The organism is Stenotrophomonas sp. LGBM10 (genome assembly GCF_046736075.1).
Classification (GTDB): Bacteria; Pseudomonadota; Gammaproteobacteria; order Xanthomonadales; family Xanthomonadaceae; genus Stenotrophomonas.
Genome location: NZ_CP177163.1, coordinates 3048899 through 3064590, shown reverse-complemented (window position 1 = coordinate 3064590; position 15692 = coordinate 3048899). Strand labels below are relative to the sequence as shown.

At 68.1% G+C, this 15692-nt stretch carries 15 protein-coding genes; 5 read left to right on the top strand and 10 right to left on the bottom strand.

All coding sequences use genetic code 11. The features are described 5' to 3' along the window. Positions 1–124 precede the first annotated feature (124 nt). Both ybaK and ACLB90_RS13130 read left to right on the top strand, forming a co-directional pair. Positions 125–598 carry a Cys-tRNA(Pro) deacylase gene (gene ybaK / locus ACLB90_RS13135; protein WP_411849915.1) on the top strand — a complete coding sequence of 158 codons (474 nt, stop codon included), beginning with the start codon at positions 125–127 and terminating at the stop codon, positions 596–598. Further along, entirely contained in the window at positions 595–1113 is a 519-nt protein-coding gene (locus ACLB90_RS13130) for a hypothetical protein (RefSeq protein ID WP_411849914.1), read from the top strand. Before ybaK ends, ACLB90_RS13130 begins: the two co-directional genes overlap by 4 nt. A gap of 27 nt (positions 1114–1140) precedes the next feature. Here the strand turns inward: ACLB90_RS13130 and ACLB90_RS13125 are convergent, their stop codons facing one another. From ACLB90_RS13125 to ACLB90_RS13105, 5 genes are all read right to left on the bottom strand, one after another. Next, a complete protein-coding gene (locus ACLB90_RS13125) occupies positions 1141–1698 on the bottom strand; it encodes a DUF3228 family protein (RefSeq protein WP_411849913.1) in 558 nt (185 codons plus the stop codon). A 48-nt stretch (positions 1699–1746) separates the two neighbouring features. Beyond that, entirely contained in the window at positions 1747–2481 is a 735-nt protein-coding gene (locus tag ACLB90_RS13120) for a LytR/AlgR family response regulator transcription factor (protein ID WP_411849912.1), read from the bottom strand. Continuing rightward, positions 2478–3539: a sensor histidine kinase gene (locus ACLB90_RS13115; protein WP_411849911.1), complete on the bottom strand. Its 1062-nt coding sequence runs from the start codon at positions 3537–3539 to the stop codon at positions 2478–2480. The genes ACLB90_RS13120 and ACLB90_RS13115 overlap by 4 nt, the downstream gene beginning before the upstream one ends. Before the next feature lie 26 nt (positions 3540–3565). After that, on the bottom strand, positions 3566–4486 hold the full coding sequence (locus ACLB90_RS13110) for an alpha/beta fold hydrolase (RefSeq protein WP_411849910.1): 921 nt from the start codon (positions 4484–4486) through the stop codon (positions 3566–3568). A 121-nt stretch (positions 4487–4607) separates the two neighbouring features. Then, the gene (locus ACLB90_RS13105; protein ID WP_411849909.1) at positions 4608–5498 is read right to left on the bottom strand and encodes a TIGR01777 family oxidoreductase; all 891 of its coding nucleotides are present in this window, start codon (positions 5496–5498) and stop codon (positions 4608–4610) included. Between the two features lie 125 nt (positions 5499–5623). On the opposite strand from ACLB90_RS13105, the gene metF reads away from it, so the two are divergent. Both metF and ACLB90_RS13095 read left to right on the top strand, forming a co-directional pair. Further along, positions 5624–6451 (top strand): methylenetetrahydrofolate reductase [NAD(P)H], encoded by an 828-nt coding sequence (gene metF / locus ACLB90_RS13100; RefSeq protein ID WP_411852758.1) that lies wholly within the window; start codon positions 5624–5626, stop codon positions 6449–6451. Positions 6452–6504: 53 nt separating this feature from the next. Then, positions 6505–7077: a hypothetical protein gene (locus tag ACLB90_RS13095; protein ID WP_411849908.1), complete on the top strand. Its 573-nt coding sequence runs from the start codon at positions 6505–6507 to the stop codon at positions 7075–7077. On the opposite strand, the gene ACLB90_RS13090 is transcribed toward ACLB90_RS13095, so the two are convergent. The 3 genes from ACLB90_RS13090 to ACLB90_RS13080 form a co-directional block, all read right to left on the bottom strand. Next, positions 7067–8017, bottom strand: a complete 951-nt coding sequence (locus ACLB90_RS13090) for a Nudix family hydrolase (protein ID WP_411849907.1) — start codon at positions 8015–8017, stop codon at positions 7067–7069. The two genes, ACLB90_RS13095 and ACLB90_RS13090, sit on opposite strands and share 11 nt — an antisense overlap. Before the next feature lie 624 nt (positions 8018–8641). Further along, entirely contained in the window at positions 8642–11374 is a 2733-nt protein-coding gene (gene secA / locus ACLB90_RS13085) for a preprotein translocase subunit SecA (protein ID WP_411849906.1), read from the bottom strand. A 158-nt stretch (positions 11375–11532) separates the two neighbouring features. Beyond that, complete coding sequence (locus tag ACLB90_RS13080) at positions 11533–12483, bottom strand: M23 family metallopeptidase (RefSeq protein WP_411849905.1); 951 nt, start codon at positions 12481–12483, stop codon at positions 11533–11535. A 12-nt stretch (positions 12484–12495) separates the two neighbouring features. On the opposite strand from ACLB90_RS13080, the gene ACLB90_RS13075 reads away from it, so the two are divergent. Continuing rightward, the gene (locus tag ACLB90_RS13075; protein ID WP_026070670.1) at positions 12496–12939 is read left to right on the top strand and encodes a DUF721 domain-containing protein; all 444 of its coding nucleotides are present in this window, start codon (positions 12496–12498) and stop codon (positions 12937–12939) included. Between the two features lie 284 nt (positions 12940–13223). Here the strand turns inward: ACLB90_RS13075 and lpxC are convergent, their stop codons facing one another. Together lpxC and ftsZ are read right to left on the bottom strand one after the other, a co-directional pair. Next, positions 13224–14135: a UDP-3-O-acyl-N-acetylglucosamine deacetylase gene (gene lpxC, locus ACLB90_RS13070; protein ID WP_411849904.1), complete on the bottom strand. Its 912-nt coding sequence runs from the start codon at positions 14133–14135 to the stop codon at positions 13224–13226. A gap of 223 nt (positions 14136–14358) precedes the next feature. After that, positions 14359–15588 carry a cell division protein FtsZ gene (ftsZ, locus tag ACLB90_RS13065; RefSeq protein WP_411849903.1) on the bottom strand — a complete coding sequence of 410 codons (1230 nt, stop codon included), beginning with the start codon at positions 15586–15588 and terminating at the stop codon, positions 14359–14361. Between the last annotated feature and the right edge of the window lie 104 nt (positions 15589–15692).

The window sequence follows — 15692 nt, the reverse complement described above, 5'->3', positions numbered from 1 at the left end:
GACACGAAACGGGCGCCGCAAGGCGCCCGTTTTTCGTCCGTCGCCCCGCTCCCGATAGCCTCGGTCAAGCCATCCGGCCATCGCGCCGCTACGATGCACGGGTACCCGGCAACAAGGAACGGCCATGACCCCGGCCATCAACCTGCTCAGGAAGCGCGGCATTGCCCACCGCGTGCTGTCCTACACGCATGACGCCACGGCCGGGTCCTACGGCGGCGAGGCGGTGCAGCAGCTCGGGCTGGACCCCACGCAGGTGTTCAAGACCCTGCTCGCCAGCACCGACACACACGAGCTGCTGGTGGCGATCGTGCCGGTCAGCGGCACGCTCGACCTGAAGGCGCTGGCCGAGGCGGCCGGTTGCCGGAAGTGCGAGATGGCCAAGGTCGACGACGCGCAGCGCGCCACCGGCTACCTGGTGGGCGGCATCAGCCCGCTGGGGCAGAAGAAGCGGCTGCGCAGCTTCATCGACACCAGCGCGGCGGACCTGCCCACCGTGCACGTCAGCGCCGGGCGCCGTGGTCTGGAGGTCGCCCTGGCACCGGCCGACCTGCTGCAGCTCATCGACGCGGCGTATGCCTCGATCGGCAGGGCCCGATGATCCGCACGCTGCTCGCACGCCTGCGCGATGCATCGCTGCCGTCCCTGCCCCCGCTGCAGGATGGTCGCCCCGGCACGGCCCTGCTGCAGGCGCTGGGCAGCGGCGATTACGGCCGGCTGCGCACGGCGGCCGCCACCGTCGCCCTCACCCGCGATGCGCCGCTGCTGGATGACCTTGCTGCGCAGCTGCCGTACGTGGAGATCGCCCGGGCGCGCTACACCACGGACCCGAAGTGGATCCGCGAACACTACGAACTGGACTTCGTGCTGCGCAAGCTGCGCCACTGGCGCGACCGCAGCGGCTGCCTGTGCCAGCTGTATCCGCACTGGATGCATTACCAGCCCGGCCGCGAGATCGCCAGCGGCCACGTGCTGCCCATCGCCACCGGCGTGGCCGACGGAGGCTGGGGCGATACACAGGACGCCACCTGCACCGTGTGCGGGCGCGGGTGGCGCTGCACCGACCGCGAGTACCACGCGCCGTGGTGGGAATGGCAGGCCTTGCCGCCGGCCTGAGCCCAACCCGGCATGGTCAGGCCGGTGTCACGGCCGCCAGTTGGCGTTGGCCTCCCAGAACGCGACCGCGCGCGCGTACGCCTCGCGGTCCAGCGGCACACCCGAGCCGCCCTCTTCCACGCCCAGCGCATTGCGCATCATGGTGATCGGGGCCATCGGCACTTCGTCCGGCTCGGCGGTGTAGATGCAGCCGACGATGCCCCAGTCCGCCTCGATCGGCGAACCTTCCAGGGCCAGCTGTTCGGCGCTGTACAGGATCACCACCAGGTAGTTGGCACGCGGCGATTCCACGCCCTCGAACCAGCGCACCAGCACCGGCAGTTCCTCGCGGTTGCGTGCCTCGTAGGCGCTGTGCAGCTGGTGGCGGTTGGCATCGGTGATCGGCACCGTGAGGCAGCGCGTACTGGTCCAGTTCTCGTAGACGAACAGCTTGCAGAACGGCGCGTAGCCGTCGAGCACCTTCAGCGGCGCATGCGCATTGAGGTGCGCCTGGAACTGCGCGGCGGTGCAGTCCTGGATGGTGTTGGCCCGCGGCACGCGCGGGAACAGGCGGGGTCGGGCGAATTCGGTGAGGACGATGGACATGGCGTGTTCGGCGGAGAAACTGCGTACAGGGTAGCGCGACGCCCTCCCCTACAGCGCCATGCGCTCACGCAGCTCGCGCGCCTGCCGGCGCGATACCTCGACCTGGCTGCCGTCGTCGAGCACCAGATCGTAGCCATCGCCGATGCTGGGCTCCACTGCGCGGATGCGCCGCAGGTTGACCAGCGTGTTGCGGTTGGCGCGGAAAAACAGCGCCGGGTCCATGCGCGCTTCCAGCGTGCTGAGGCTGCGCGCAAGCAAGGCGTTCTGGTCGCGGAACCAGAGGCGCGCGTAGTTGCCATCCACCACGATACGGCGGATCTCGGCCAGCGCCACGAACCAGCAGCGCTCGCCGTCACGCAGGAACACCTGGTCGTCCGCGCCAAGGCGATCGCGCGGATTGGCCACCGTCGCGTCGCCCTGCGCAACCCTGGCCTGTGCCCGCTGCACTGCGGCCTGCAGGCGTCCGGCCTCCACCGGCTTGACCAGGTAATCCAGCGCATCACGCTCGAAGGCGCGCACGGCGTAGTGGTCGTATGCGGTGACGAACACCACCAGCGGGAGCGCCTCGACACCGTCCAGAACGTCGAAACCGCTGCCGGAGGGCATCTGCACGTCCAGCAGCACCAGGTCGGGATGCAGCCGGCCAATCGCCTCGCGCGCGGCGGGCACGTCATCCGCTTCGCCCACCCACTGCACGCCCTCGATCCCGGACAGGAGCGTGCGCAGTTCCAGCCGCGCCAGGCGCGCATCGTCCACCACCAGCACGCGCAGTGGCGAGGTCACTGCCGAACCTCCAGCTTTGCCAGCATGGCATCGCCGTCGCGCAGCAGCTGCAATCGGCCCTGGGCGGACGCCACCTGGCCAGCGCCGATCCCCAGCTGTGCACGCAGGTACGCCAGGCCGACGCCGTGCCCCTCGCCGGGCGTGGCGGACCCCACCGGGTTGCGTACCTGCAGCTGCAGCTGCCCGTCATCCAGCCGCGCGGCAAGGTGCAGGTCCCCGCCGCCGCAGGTCACCGCAATGCCGTGCTTGATCGCGTTTTCCACCAGCAGCTGCAGCGCCATCGGCGGCAGCCGCGCCGCCAGCGCCGCAGGGTCGATATCGACCTGGACGCGCAGGCGCGATTCGTAGTGGATCGCCTCCACCGCCAGGTAGTCCTGGACCACACGCCATTCCTCGGCCAACGCGACCCACCCACCGTCGGTATGGGTCAGTGCGTGGCGCAGGGTGCCCGACAGGTGCGTGACCATGTCGCGGGCGCGCAGCGGATCTTCATGGATCAACGCACGCAGGTTGTTGAGTGCGTTGAAGACGAAATGCGGATTGAGCCGGGCACGCAGTGCCTGGTGTTCCAGCGTGGCGCGCTCGGCTTCCGCCCGCAGCTGCGCCATTTCGCTGTGGCGGGCGCGCCGCAGGGCGCGCCAACCGGCCCACAGCGCGCACCAGGCCGCCAGCAGCACCGCGCTGTTGAGCCAATAGCCGAACAGGGCGAACGGCCGGTAGTCGGCGCGCTGGCCCGGCAGGCGGACCCAGTCCAACTGCAGTGCGGGCAGCAGCACTACTGCCGTGCCCAGCTGCACCACGGTGCTGCCGACCATCACCGCCAGCAGCAGGCGCCAGCCCAGGGCCAGCGCGTCGTGCCGGAGCCAGCCCGCGCGCAGCGCCTGGTGGCGGATCGCCGCGCTGGTGAGGAACAGCCCCACGCCCACACTCGCCGTGATCAGCAGCATGCCCGACCACTGGCCGACGTAGCCGATGCCAAGCATCGTGCTGATGCCCAGGTAGGCCAGCCATACCGCCGCGTTGCGCCACCAGAACGCGTTGTCGCCAGTTGCCTGCATGCCGGTCGAGGTCTCCGCGTGGGCGATCAGCGGCGTGCAGGCAGGTCGAGGAAACCGCGCACCTGCGCCTGCAGCCACTGCGGATCATCCCACATCAGGAAGTGGTAGCCGGTATCGCTCATCGCGATGCGCGCCGACGGCACCCGCGCGTACTGCGCGGCGAAGATCGCGCGGGTGGATTCGAGCGTCGCGCCGAACGGCTGGTAGGCCGCCCACGCACCGAGCACCAGCACCGGTGCCGTGATCGCGGCGACCGGTTCGCGCAGGTCGGTCATGCTCATCGCGTACATCGCGTTGGCGGTGGTGGCCCGGTCGCTGTCGCGCCCCCATTGCTGCAGCGTGGACAGGTGCCGGGGCGAGCGGGTCATGCTGGCCAGGAAGCGATCGGTGTTGGCGCGGTACGGCGCTTCCTCCATCGCCAGCAGGGTGCTGCGTTCCTGTGCGGCGGCCGCCTTGCGCAGCGCGGGGGTGGCGCCCGGGTCACGGATGGCGTCGAGGTAGGGCAAGGCATCGACGATCACCAGGGGCCCGACGCGGTCCGGTGCGGCGATGGCCATCTGCAGGGCCAGCACACCGCCCAGGCTGTGTCCGATCACGGCCGGGTGGTCGAGCTGGCGCGCGTCGGCATAGGCCAGCAGCCGGTCGCGCATCGCCACGAGGAAATCATCGCTGGCCACTGCCGGTGCCCCGGCAAAGCCCGGCAGCTGCACCAGATGGCATTGCACCTGCGGCTGCAGCGCGGTGCAGGTGTCGCGCCAGGCATCGGCACCGCTGTTGAGGCCGGGGATCATCAGCACCGGGCGGCCGCTGCCGATCACCTCGACCTGCAGATCCTGGAAACGGTCGGGTGCCGCGTGGGCCGGGCTGACCAGTGCGGCCCACGCCGTCAGCGCAAGGGCGGCCAACGGAGCGAGAGAGCGGATGTAGCGATGGTGGTCGATCGGCATGACAGGCTCCTGCAGGGTGAGCACAGAGCGTGGCGCGGATCGACCCGGGCGGGGCAACGCCATGAGCAGCGGCCGCAGACAGCCGGTGAGCGGTCCAGACGGCAGGATGACCCGGCGCGCCTCAGCGTTCCGGTGCGCCCAGGATCGCCTGCAAGGCGCCCGGGAGCGACGGGTACTGGAAGGCGAAGCCCTCGGCCAGGGCGTGCACCGGCTGCACGTTCTGCCCGGTCAGCAGCAGCCCGGCCATCTCGCCGAAGGCCAGCCGGAGCACGAACGCCGGGGTGGCCAGCCGCGCGGGGCGCTGCAGGACATCGCCCAGCGTGGTGGCGAAGGTGCGGTTGGTGACCGTGCCCGGCGCCGTACCGTTGTAGGCACCCCGTGCCTGCCCGTTGGCAAGCAGCCACAGGATCATGCCGACCAGGTCCTCGCGATGGATCCAGCTCATCCACTGCCGGCCATCGCCCATCGGGCCGCCGAGCCCCATGCGGAACGGCGGCAGCATTTTCAGCAGCGCCCCGCCCTCGCGTTCGAGCACGATGCCGGTCCGCAGCACGCAGGTGCGCACCCCCAGATCCTCGGCCTTCAGCGCCTCGGCTTCCCATTGCCGGCACAGCATCGCCGCGAAGTCGTGGCCCGGCGCGGCGGTTTCGTCCAGCGGCGTGCTGTCGCGCGGGCCATACCAGCCGATCGCCGACCCCGACACCAGCACCTGCGGCCGTTCCGGCAGCGTGGCCATCCAGGCCAGCAGCGCCTGCGTGGTGCCGATCCGGGAGTCGCGCAGCGTCTGCTTGCGCGCATCGCTCCAGCGCCCGTCCATCAGCGGCTCACCGGCCAGGTTGACCACCGCCTGGACCGGGCCGACCTCGGCCAGCGTGGCGACGGTGTGGATGCCCGGCTGCGGGGTCCGGCCGGGCCGGCGGGTGAGCACGATGGGGGTGTGCCCGGCCGCCAGCAGCCGCGCGCACAGGCGGCGGCCGATGAAGCCGGTGCCACCGGTGACGAGAATCTGCATGGCGGGTGCTCCTGGAGGCAGGCACGCACTGTACGCCGGACCACGTGCAGGGGGTATGCGATTCACTTCACTTTCATCGCGATGAAGAGATATGATTGAATCACACCCGCCGCCGCGCCCGCCCCATGACCGCCATCAGCTTCGAGTTCTACCCGCCCAAGACCGACGAGCAGCGCGCCCAGCTCGACCGCACCGCGAGCAAGCTGAAGGCGTTCGCACCGGAGTACGTGTCGTGTACGTTCGGTGCCGGCGGCTCGACCCTCAGCTACACCTCCGAGACCGTGCGCCACCTCAACCAGCACCACGGCTTCGAGGCGGCACCGCACCTGTCCTGCGTGGGCGGCAGCCGCGAGGAGATCCGCGAACTGCTCAAGCTGTACCGCGCCATCGGCTGCCGGCGCATCGTCGCGCTGCGCGGCGACCTGCCCTCGGGCATGGGCCACCCTGGCGACCTGCGCTACGCCGCCGAGCTGATCAGCTTCATCCGCGCCGAACACGGCGACGCGTTCCGCATCGAGGTGGGCGCCTACCCGGAAACGCATCCGCAGGCCAACGACGCGCTGCTGGACCTGAAACACTTCAAGGCCAAGATCGATGCCGGCGCGGATGCAGCGATCACCCAGTACTTCTTCAACGCCGATGCCTACTTCCACTTCGTGGACGCGGTACGCAAGCTGGGGGTGAGCGTGCCGATCGTGCCGGGCATCATGCCGATCTCCAATTTCAGCCAGCTGCGCCGGTTCTCCGAGCAGTGCGGTGCGGAAATCCCGCGCTGGATCGGCAAGCGCATGCAGGCCTACGGCGACGATGCCGAATCGGTGCGCGCGTTCGGCGCGGAGGTGGTGGCCAGCCTGTGCGACCGGCTGGTGGCCGGCGGTGCGCCAGGCCTGCACTTCTACACCCTCAACCTGGCCAAGCCGACCACCCAGGTGCTGAAGCTGTTGCACAGCTGATCGCCGCATTGCCAATCGCTTGCAGATAACAGCGTGGCCGCTACGCTGCAGCGATGCGAACGACCGTGCTCCTGCTGCTTGCGTGCCTGCCCTGCCTTCCCGCCACGGCCGGGGCACAGGCGCCGCGCGTGAACCGCTGCACCACCGCGCAGGGCGAAACTGTCTTCACCGACCGCAGCTGCGACGCGCTGGGCGCCACCACACGGGTGCCGCCACGCACGCCCGAGGTGGGCAACACCGGTATCTTCCGCGCTGGCTGCGCGCGCCGGCTGAGCGAACTGACCGGGCAGATCCGCGATGCGGTCAGCACCCGCGACGTCAACCGGCTGTCCTCGATCTACCTGTGGAACAACGTCTCCGACGCCACCGCCGCGCACATCATCGGGCGGCTGGAGTCGGTGGTGCAGCGCCCGTTGATCGACATCGCGCCGGTCTACCCCGAGGTGTCGGACGAACCGCCGCCGGCCCTGCCGGTGCCAGGCAGTACCGATCCGATGCCCGCACCCGCCGCACGGCCGCGCCCGATCGGCCTGCGGCTGGAACAGACGCTGGCCAACTCGGTCACGCCGGCCCGCACGGTGTTCGGGCTGCGCCGTCAGTACGGCTGCTTCTGGATCACGCTGTAGGCCACAAGCCGCGGATCGCGGCGATGCCCTGCGCGCCGTGGCGGCGCGACTCGGCGATGTCGGCCGGGCCAAGCCCGCCAAGCGCGTACAGCGGCAGCGACACCTGGGCCCGCAGGGTCTCGAAAGCCTCCCAGCCCAGCGGCGTCGCGCCGGGGTGGCTGGCAGTGGCCTGCACCGGGCCCAGCACCGCGAAGTCGCAGCCGAGCCGCTGTGCGGCCTGCAGCTGCGCCAGGTCGTGGCAGGACGCGGCCACCAGCTGGTCGGCCGGCAATGGCCGCGCCTGCAGCTGCAGCAGCTGCTCGCTGCCCAGGTGCACGCCCACACCCAGCCGTTCGGCCAGCGCGATATCGCGGTTGAGCAGCCAGTGCGCGCGTTTGCCGTGGGCACGGATCGCCGCCTCGGCCAGTGCAACGCGGTCGGGGCTGTCGAGCGTGCGCAGGTGCACGCGGCGCACGCCGGCATCCAACGCGGCACCCAGCCGCTGCAGCCAGTGCGGATGGTCCTGCTCGCCAGCGGGTTCCGGGGTGATCAGGTAGCGGTCGGGATGGCGCAGGGCAGCCACCACCGGCAGGTCGGCCGGGGGCATCGAGTAGCGCGACAGCTTGTCCGGGGTCACCCAGGTGATGGCCTGGCCCTCACGGCCGCGCGGGGAACCCTTCCAGCTGCGGATGTGCCGCACCTCCAGCCGCAGGTGCTTGTCCGGATATACCTGCGGCACGTCCATCAGCCACTCGCCGACCTCCGCCTCGATGCCCAGCTCCTCGCGCAGTTCGCGGACCAGCGCTTCCTCGGACGTCTCGCCCGGCTCGCGCTTGCCGCCGGGGAATTCCCACAGGCCGGCCATGTCGCTGTTCTCGGTACGGCGGTTGAGCAGGATGCGGCCACGGACGTCGGTGATGACGCCGGCCACGACATGGATTGATCGTTTGGGGGATGGCATGCAGGCAGGATGCCCAATCCCGGCCGGCTGGCGCAATGGCTGCCGCGCAGTGCTGGCGGCTCCAACGTGCTCTGCGTGTGCACGGCGCGGACGTTGAACGTCGGCGCACGCGGCGGCTGGTGGGTCGGGCGCGGGGTGCGATGCCCTTGCCAGCGACTGTCCCCCGGCGTCGGCCTGCGGCCGCCCCCTCCTCCTTTACGTCGCCGGCAAGGGCATCACACCCCGCGTACCGATTGCAGCGGCGCCTCGTGGACGCGTCTGTTTTCCTGTGTGTACCGCATGGCGAGCTCAGTAGCGGCGGGCAACGTCAAGGAGGAGGTCGTCGCCGTCAGGCGGCGGGGGAAGTTGCCGGTACGTTGCCCTGTGACCTGCCGGCCGCGACGGGGCTGGGCGTGGCCGACGCTTCTACAAGGCGCCAGCGGTCTGGACACGTGGGCCGCGATGCCCTTGTGGGCGACGTAAAGGAGGAGGCGGCGGCCGCAGGCCGACGCCGGGGGACAGTCGCTCACAAGGGCATCGCGGCCCAGCGCCCGACCCACCCGCCGCCGCGCGCGCGTCGTGCCCGCCACGCGGGGGAAAAGAGCCACAAAAAAAAGCCCCGCTCGAGGCGGGGCTTTGTGTGTATCAGGTCAGCTGACCGTGGCAGTGCTTGAACTTCTTGCCACTGCCGCAGGGGCACGGGTCGTTGCGGCCGACCTTGGGCTCCTCACGGGTGACCTGGCCCACGCCGTTGCGCGCAGCCTCCACATCCGCCGCCTCTTCGTCGGCGCTGTAGCTGCCGGCGTCCTGGTGCTGGAACTGCGACTGCAGCAGGCGCGCTTCGGCCTGCTGGCGTTCGGCCGCTTCCAGCGCCGCCACTTCTTCCTCGCTGCGGATGCGCACGCGCGCCAGCAGGGTCACCACTTCGCGCTTGACGTTCTCCAGCATGTCCGAGAACAGCTCGAAGGCTTCCTTCTTGTACTCCTGCTTGGGCTGCTTCTGCGCGTAACCGCGCAGGTAGATGCCCTGGCGCAGGTAGTCCATGCGGGCCAGGTGTTCCTTCCAGCTCTGGTCGAGCACGGTCAGCATCACGTGCTTTTCCAGCGCGCGCATGGTCTCGTCGCCGACACCGGCTTCCTTCTCGGCGAAGTGCTGGTCCACGCGGGCCTGCACCTTCTCGGCGATGCCCTCGGCGTCCAGCTCTTCGTGCGACTTGACCAGATCGGTCAGCGACACCTGCAGGCCCAGGTCGGCGGCCAGCGTGGCTTCCAGACCCGGCAGGTCCCACTGCTCGTCGATCGAGTTCGGCGGCACGAAGCGGGCGACGATGTCGTAGATCACGTCGCCGCGGATGCCATCCACGTTGTCCTTCACCGACTCGGCATCGAGCAGCTCATCGCGCTGGGCGTAGATCACCTTGCGCTGGTCGTTGTTGACGTCGTCGAAGTCCAGCAGGTTCTTGCGGATGTCGAAGTTGTGCGCTTCGACCTTGCGCTGCGCCTTCTCGATCTGGCGGCTGACCAGACGGTCTTCGATGACGTCGTCTTCCTTCATGCCCATCATGCGCATCGCCTTCTGGACCCAGTCCGAGGCGAAGATGCGCATCAGGTTGTCTTCCAGCGACAGGTAGAAGCGCGAGGAACCCGGGTCGCCCTGGCGGCCGGAACGGCCACGCAGCTGGTTGTCGATACGACGCGATTCGTGGCGCTCGGTACCCACGATGTGCAGGCCGCCGGCGGCCTTGACCTGGTCGTGGCGCTCCTGCCATGCGGCCTTGACCTGCGCGCGCTGCTCGGGCGTGGCGTCTTCGCCCAGCTCATGCAGCTGCGCTTCCAGCGAGCCGCCGAGCACGATGTCGGTACCGCGGCCGGCCATGTTGGTGGCGATGGTCACCGCACCGGGCATGCCCGCGTTGGCGATGATGGTGGCTTCGCGATCGTGCTGCTTGGCGTTGAGCACTTCGTGGTGCACGCCGGCCTTGCGCAGGTGCTCGGAGAGCATCTCCGAGGTCTCGATCGACGTGGTACCCACCAGCACCGGCTGGCCGCGCTTGTTGCAGTCCTGGATGTCGGCCAGCACCGCATTGAACTTGCCGTTGCGGTTGAGGAACACCTGGTCGGACGCATCCTTGCGGATGGTCGGGCGGTTGGTCGGGATGACCACCACTTCCAGGTTGTAGATGCTCTGGAATTCGTAGGCTTCGGTATCGGCCGTACCGGTCATGCCGGACAGCTTCTTGTACATGCGGAACAGGTTCTGGAAGGTGATGCTCGCCAGGGTCTGGTTCTCGCGCTGGACCGGCACGCCTTCCTTCGCTTCCACCGCCTGGTGCAGGCCATCGGACCAGCGGCGGCCGGCCAGGGTACGGCCGGTGAATTCGTCCACGATCACCACTTCACCGTCGCGCACGATGTAATCGACGTCGCGCTGGTAGATCGCATGCGCGCGCAGGGCGGCATTGAGGTGGTGGACCACGGTGAGGTTCTGCGCCGCGTACAGGCCTTCGGTTTCGGCGTTGAGGATGCCCGCCTCGACCAGCAGCTGCTCGGCGTGCTCCATGCCCGCTTCGGACAGGTGCACCTGCTTGCCCTTCTCGTCGACCCAGAAATCGCCCTCGCCTTCCTCGGCCTCCTGCTTGATCAGGTGCGGCACCACGCGGTTGACGCGGATGTACAGTTCCGGGGAATCGTCGGCCGGGCCGGAGATGATCAGCGGGGTGCGGGCTTCGTCGATCAGGATCGAGTCGACTTCGTCGACGATCGCGTAGTGCAGGCCGCGCTGGTAGCGGTCCGCGCGCGACAGCGCCATGTTGTCGCGCAGGTAGTCGAAGCCGAATTCGTTGTTGGTGCCGTAGGTGATGTCGCTGCCGTAGGCCTCGCGCTTGTCGCTGTGCGGCATGCCCGGGTAGACCACGCCCACGCTCAGGCCCAGCCAGTTGTACAGCTTGCCCATCTGGGCCGAGTCGCGTCGGGCCAGGTAGTCGTTGACGGTCACCACGTGAACGCCCTTGCCTTCCAGCGCGTTGAGGTAGACCGGCAGGGTCGCCACCAGGGTCTTGCCTTCACCGGTACGCATTTCGGCGATCTTGCCCAGATGCAGCACCATGCCGCCGATCAGCTGCACGTCGTAATGGCGCATGCCAAGCACGCGGCGGCTGGCCTCGCGGCAGACCGCGAACGCTTCCGGGAGCACCTTGTCCAGGGCTTCACCGTCGGCGATGCGCTGCTTGAACTCCGGGGTCTTGGCCTTGAGCTGCTCGTCGGAGAGCTTTTCGATTTCCGGCTCCAACGCATTGATCTTGGCGACGATGCGGTTGAGCTGGCGCAGCTGTCGTTCATTACGACTGCCGAAGACGCGGGTAAGCAGGCTGTTGATCATTGAAGGAACCGGTTGGAATGAGACGCCCCAACGGCGAGGCTCCCCACGGGGAGCCATCGGCCGCAAACGAAACAGGGCGCACTGCGCCCTGTCTATGGCAACACCCATTGTAGCTTGGGACGGGGGGGCTACGTTTCAAGCACCCCCGCCCAAGTGGATCAGCCGCGCGAAACGCGCCCGACCGGGGTATTGCCGCCATCGCCCAGGAACTTGCGGGGATTGACCACCTGCCCGTTCTCCCAGACCTCGAAGTGCACGTGGGCACCGGTGGAACGGCCCGTGGAACCGGCCTTGGCCACTTCCTGGCCGGCCCGGACCAGGTCGCCGGGCTTCACCACCAGGCGCGAGTTGTGCGCGTAGCGGGTCACATAGCCATTGCCGTGGTCCACGTCGACCACGTTGCCGTAACCGCCCTTGACCCCGGCGAAGCTGACCACGCCGTCGGCCACGGACATCACCGGATCGCCAACGCGGGCGTGGAAATCCATGCCCTTGTGGGTGGCCGCACCGCGACCGAACGGATCGCTGCGGGTACCGAAATTGGAGGTGATGTAGGTGTTGCGGATCGGCATGCGACCCGGCACCGCGTTCTGTTCGAGCTGGTGGTCGAACATCAGCGATTCCATCACCGACAGCTGGCGGCCTGAAGCAGCGAAGCGCTGCTCCAGCACCTGTAAGTCGGCATTGACCGCGCTGACCGGGATGTCCTGGGTCGGCCCGGCTTCGCCTTCACCGAGGCCGGGGGTCTCGTTGAAGTCGAATTCGCCGTCTTCCAGTTTGCCCATCTGGGTCAGTCGTTCGCCCAGGGCATTGAGACGGGTGGCCTGCGCCTGCAGTTCACCCATCCGCGCTGCCAGCGCGTTGACCTGGGTCTGGGCGTCTTTCTGGGCCTGCGCCAGGTCGCGTTCCTGCTGGGCGACCTTGGCGTGGAGCCGGGAATCATTGAACATGCTGCCACCGATACCGGCACCGAAGCCGATCAGGCAGCCCACCCCCAGTACACTGCCCAGCAGGGCCCGGGGTCGATCCTCGAAGTAGAAACGCAAACGCGCCAGCGGCGTCTTGGCCTGTCCTTCACGCGTTTTGATTACGATCTTTTTGAATGCCATCAGTGAGTTTTCATGTCTGAGCCGAAATCCAGTGCCCGTCCTGCTTCAACACCGAAACCGGCGCTGGATGCAGTCATGGCGGACAAATCCGGAAACCCGTTGCGCCGAGCCTTGTGGCTCGATGCGCTGGACCGGCAGTTGCGCCCCCATTTGCCGCCCACCCTGGCCACCCGTTGCCGGCTGGCGAATGTGAACGGCGAACACCTCGTTTTTCTCGTCGAATCCCCGGTCTGGCATGCCAAGGTGCGGCTTGCCGAAGCCCAGCTCATCGACGCGGCCCGGTCCATCGGGCTGAAAGTCACCAAAGTGACCGTCAAGACTGCGTCTGCCCCTCCACCACGCTCCCCAGCGCTCGACAACCGGAATGGCCCCCACGCAGTTTCAGCCGCCACGCACAAAGGGCTACGCGACGCCTTGGCTTGTCTGCACGACGTGGATTCTTCCTCCACCTCCTGACTGCATCGGGGCATCCAGCCCCTTCCCCGCCGCGTCACGAGCATGTGAACTTGGCAGGGAGCCGGCCAGCATCGTAGCGGTGGATGGTCGCCCAGTCGTTAGCGTTTTGTTAGAAACGCGTTAAACATCGACGATAAATTGATCGGGTTCACAAATCCGTGACGTAGGCACCCCCACGGTTCATTCACGTCAACGCCCGCGCCAACGCCCCGTCCAGACACACGAACGGCGCCATCGGCGCCGTTGTTTTTTCTTTCATTTCAATGGCTTGACGCCATTACAGGTCACGCGTAGGCCGGCATTCCATAGGCCACCGGGGCCGCCGCGGCCGGCGATTCGTAGCTCACCCACTCCCATGCGGTCGCATCGGCCATCAATGCGCGCACCAGCTTGTTGTTCAGGGCGTGCCCGGACTTGAAGCCTTCGTAGGCACCCAGCACCTGGCCGCCGGCCAGGTAGAGATCGCCGATCGCATCGAGGATCTTGTGGCGCACGAATTCGTCGGCATAGCGCAGGCCGTCGTCGTTGAGGACGCGGAACTCGTCCAGCACGATGGCGTTGTCCATCGAGCCGCCGAGGCCGAGATTGCGCTCGCGCATGTACTCCAGGTCGCGCATGAAGCCGAACGTGCGCGCCCGGGAGATTTCCTTGGTGTAGGCCAGGGTCGAGAACTCGATTTCCGCGCGCGACTGCTTGGCGGGGATCATCGGGTGATCGAACTGGATGGTGAAGCCCAGTTTGTATCCCTCGTACGGATCGAACCGGGCGACCTTGTCGCCGTCGGTCACTTCAACCGTTTTGAGGATGCGGATGAACCGCTTCGGCGCGTCCTGTTCGGCGATGCCCGCCGACTGCAGCAGGAACACGAACGGGCCGGAGGAACCGTCCATGATCGGCAGCTCGGCCGAGGACAGCTCCACGATGATGTTGTCCACACCCAGGCCGGCCAGGGCCGACATCAGGTGTTCGACGGTCTGGATCTTGGCGTCGTGGTGGGTCAGGCCGGTGCACAGGGTCACTTCGGTGACCAGATCGGCGCGGGCAGGCACTTCCACCACCGGGTCCAGGTCCACGCGACGGAACACGATGCCGTGGTTGACCGGGGCCGGACGCAGGGTCATGTAGACCTTGTCGCCGCTGTGAAGGCCAACGCCGGTGGCGCGGATCGTGTTCTTGAGAGTGCGTTGCGGAATCATGGGGCCAGGCCGGATAGCGCGCGGTCAGCGCGACAAGTGACAAACAAGAATAACACGCAGTACCACCACCCCTTTCTGAACCGGGGTGCATCGGTACCACCGCCGATGGGCCATGACGCAGGGTCGTGGCTGCAGGGCGGCAGACTGCCGGGCCGATCCTGGCCCGGCAGCATGGGACATGGAGGCGCTCACCGGGGAGGACAAGACCCCGGGTGGGCGATCCTCAGTCCGCCTGGCGGCGCAGGAACGCCGGGATGTCCAGGTAATCGTTGGGCAGTTCGGCGGCGGCCGGACCGGACGAGGACGAAGACGCCGACGGTGCCACGGTGTCCGCGCTCGGACGACGCAGGCCCAGGCCCATGCCACCCACTGCCTTGGACACGGCATCGCCACCGGTGTCGAACTCGCCGAACTCCGGCTGGCCGGTGGTGGCGTTGCGGACCAGCTTGATCGGCGCACGCTCGCCCGGACGCTGGGTCTTGGCGCTGACGACGCGGTTCAGGCCGGTGGCCACCACGGTCACGCGGACTTCGTCCTGCATGTCCGGATCGAGCACGGTACCCACCACCACGGTGGCGTCTTCGGAAGCGAAGCCATCGATGGTGCGGCCAATCTCGTCGAACTCGGCCATCGTGAAATCGGCACCGGCGGTGATGTTGACCAGGATGCCGTTGGCGCCGGCCAGGTTCACATCGTCCAGCAGCGGGTTCTGGATGGCGGCTTCGGCAGCGGCCTGGGCGCGGTCATCGCCACGCGCGGTGCCGGTGCCCATCATTGCCAGGCCCATTTCCGACATCACGGTGCGCACGTCGGCGAAGTCGACGTTGATCAGGCCCGGACGCACGATCAGGTCGGCGATGCCCTGCACGGCGCCCTGCAGCACGTCGTTGGCGGCACGGAAGGCCTGGATCATGGTGGCGTTGCGGCCCAGCACGGTGATCAGCTTTTCGTTCGGGATGGTGATCAGCGAGTCGCAGTGCTGGCTCAGCTCTTCGATGCCCTTCAGCGCGACCTGCATGCGGCGACGGCCTTCGAACGGGAACGGCTTGGTGACCACGGCGACGGTCAGGATGCCCATCTCCTTGGCCAGCTGTGCCACCACCGGTGCGGCACCGGTGCCGGTGCCACCGCCCATGCCGGCGGTGATGAACACCATGTCCGCGCCCTGCAGCGCGTCCATGATGCGCTCGCGGTCTTCCAGCGCGGCCTGGCGGCCGACTTCCGGGTTCGCACCGGCGCCCAGGCCCTTGGTGACGTTGGTACCCAGCTGCAGCTGCAGCTTGGCACCGCAATTCTTGATGGCCTGCGAATCGGTGTTGGCGGTGATGAATTCCACGCCGTCCACGCTGGTGCTCACCATGTGCGCCACGGCGTTGCCGCCGCCGCCGCCCACGCCGATCACCTTGATCACCGCATTGGGTGCCATCTTCTCAATCAGTTCGAAATGCGCCATGTCCGTGTCCTCGTTGTATCCGCTTCTGGGTGGCATGGGCGTCCAGGCGTCCTGCCTTCGCGCTGCATGTTGCCGTTGCGGCTGTGTGGGTTGTGTGTTGCCGT

Excerpts from the sequence above, each read along its gene's own strand:
- ybaK (WP_411849915.1), top strand. The coding sequence starts at position 125 with ATGACCCCGGCCATCAACCTGCTCAGGAAGCGCGGCATTGCCCACCGC.
- ACLB90_RS13125 (WP_411849913.1), bottom strand. The coding sequence starts at position 1,698 with ATGTCCATCGTCCTCACCGAATTCGCCCGACCCCGCCTGTTCCCGCGC.
- lpxC (WP_411849904.1), bottom strand. The coding sequence starts at position 14,135 with ATGATTCCGCAACGCACTCTCAAGAACACGATCCGCGCCACCGGCGTT.
- secA (WP_411849906.1), bottom strand. The coding sequence starts at position 11,374 with ATGATCAACAGCCTGCTTACCCGCGTCTTCGGCAGTCGTAATGAACGA.
- ACLB90_RS13080 (WP_411849905.1), bottom strand. The coding sequence starts at position 12,483 with ATGGCATTCAAAAAGATCGTAATCAAAACGCGTGAAGGACAGGCCAAG.
- ACLB90_RS13130 (WP_411849914.1), top strand. The coding sequence starts at position 595 with ATGATCCGCACGCTGCTCGCACGCCTGCGCGATGCATCGCTGCCGTCC.
- ftsZ (WP_411849903.1), bottom strand. The coding sequence starts at position 15,588 with ATGGCGCATTTCGAACTGATTGAGAAGATGGCACCCAATGCGGTGATC.
- ACLB90_RS13095 (WP_411849908.1), top strand. The coding sequence starts at position 6,505 with ATGCGAACGACCGTGCTCCTGCTGCTTGCGTGCCTGCCCTGCCTTCCC.
- ACLB90_RS13105 (WP_411849909.1), bottom strand. The coding sequence starts at position 5,498 with ATGCAGATTCTCGTCACCGGTGGCACCGGCTTCATCGGCCGCCGCCTG.
- ACLB90_RS13090 (WP_411849907.1), bottom strand. The coding sequence starts at position 8,017 with ATGCCATCCCCCAAACGATCAATCCATGTCGTGGCCGGCGTCATCACC.
- ACLB90_RS13115 (WP_411849911.1), bottom strand. The coding sequence starts at position 3,539 with ATGCAGGCAACTGGCGACAACGCGTTCTGGTGGCGCAACGCGGCGGTA.
- metF (WP_411852758.1), top strand. The coding sequence starts at position 5,624 with ATGACCGCCATCAGCTTCGAGTTCTACCCGCCCAAGACCGACGAGCAG.
- ACLB90_RS13110 (WP_411849910.1), bottom strand. The coding sequence starts at position 4,486 with ATGCCGATCGACCACCATCGCTACATCCGCTCTCTCGCTCCGTTGGCC.
- ACLB90_RS13075 (WP_026070670.1), top strand. The coding sequence starts at position 12,496 with ATGTCTGAGCCGAAATCCAGTGCCCGTCCTGCTTCAACACCGAAACCG.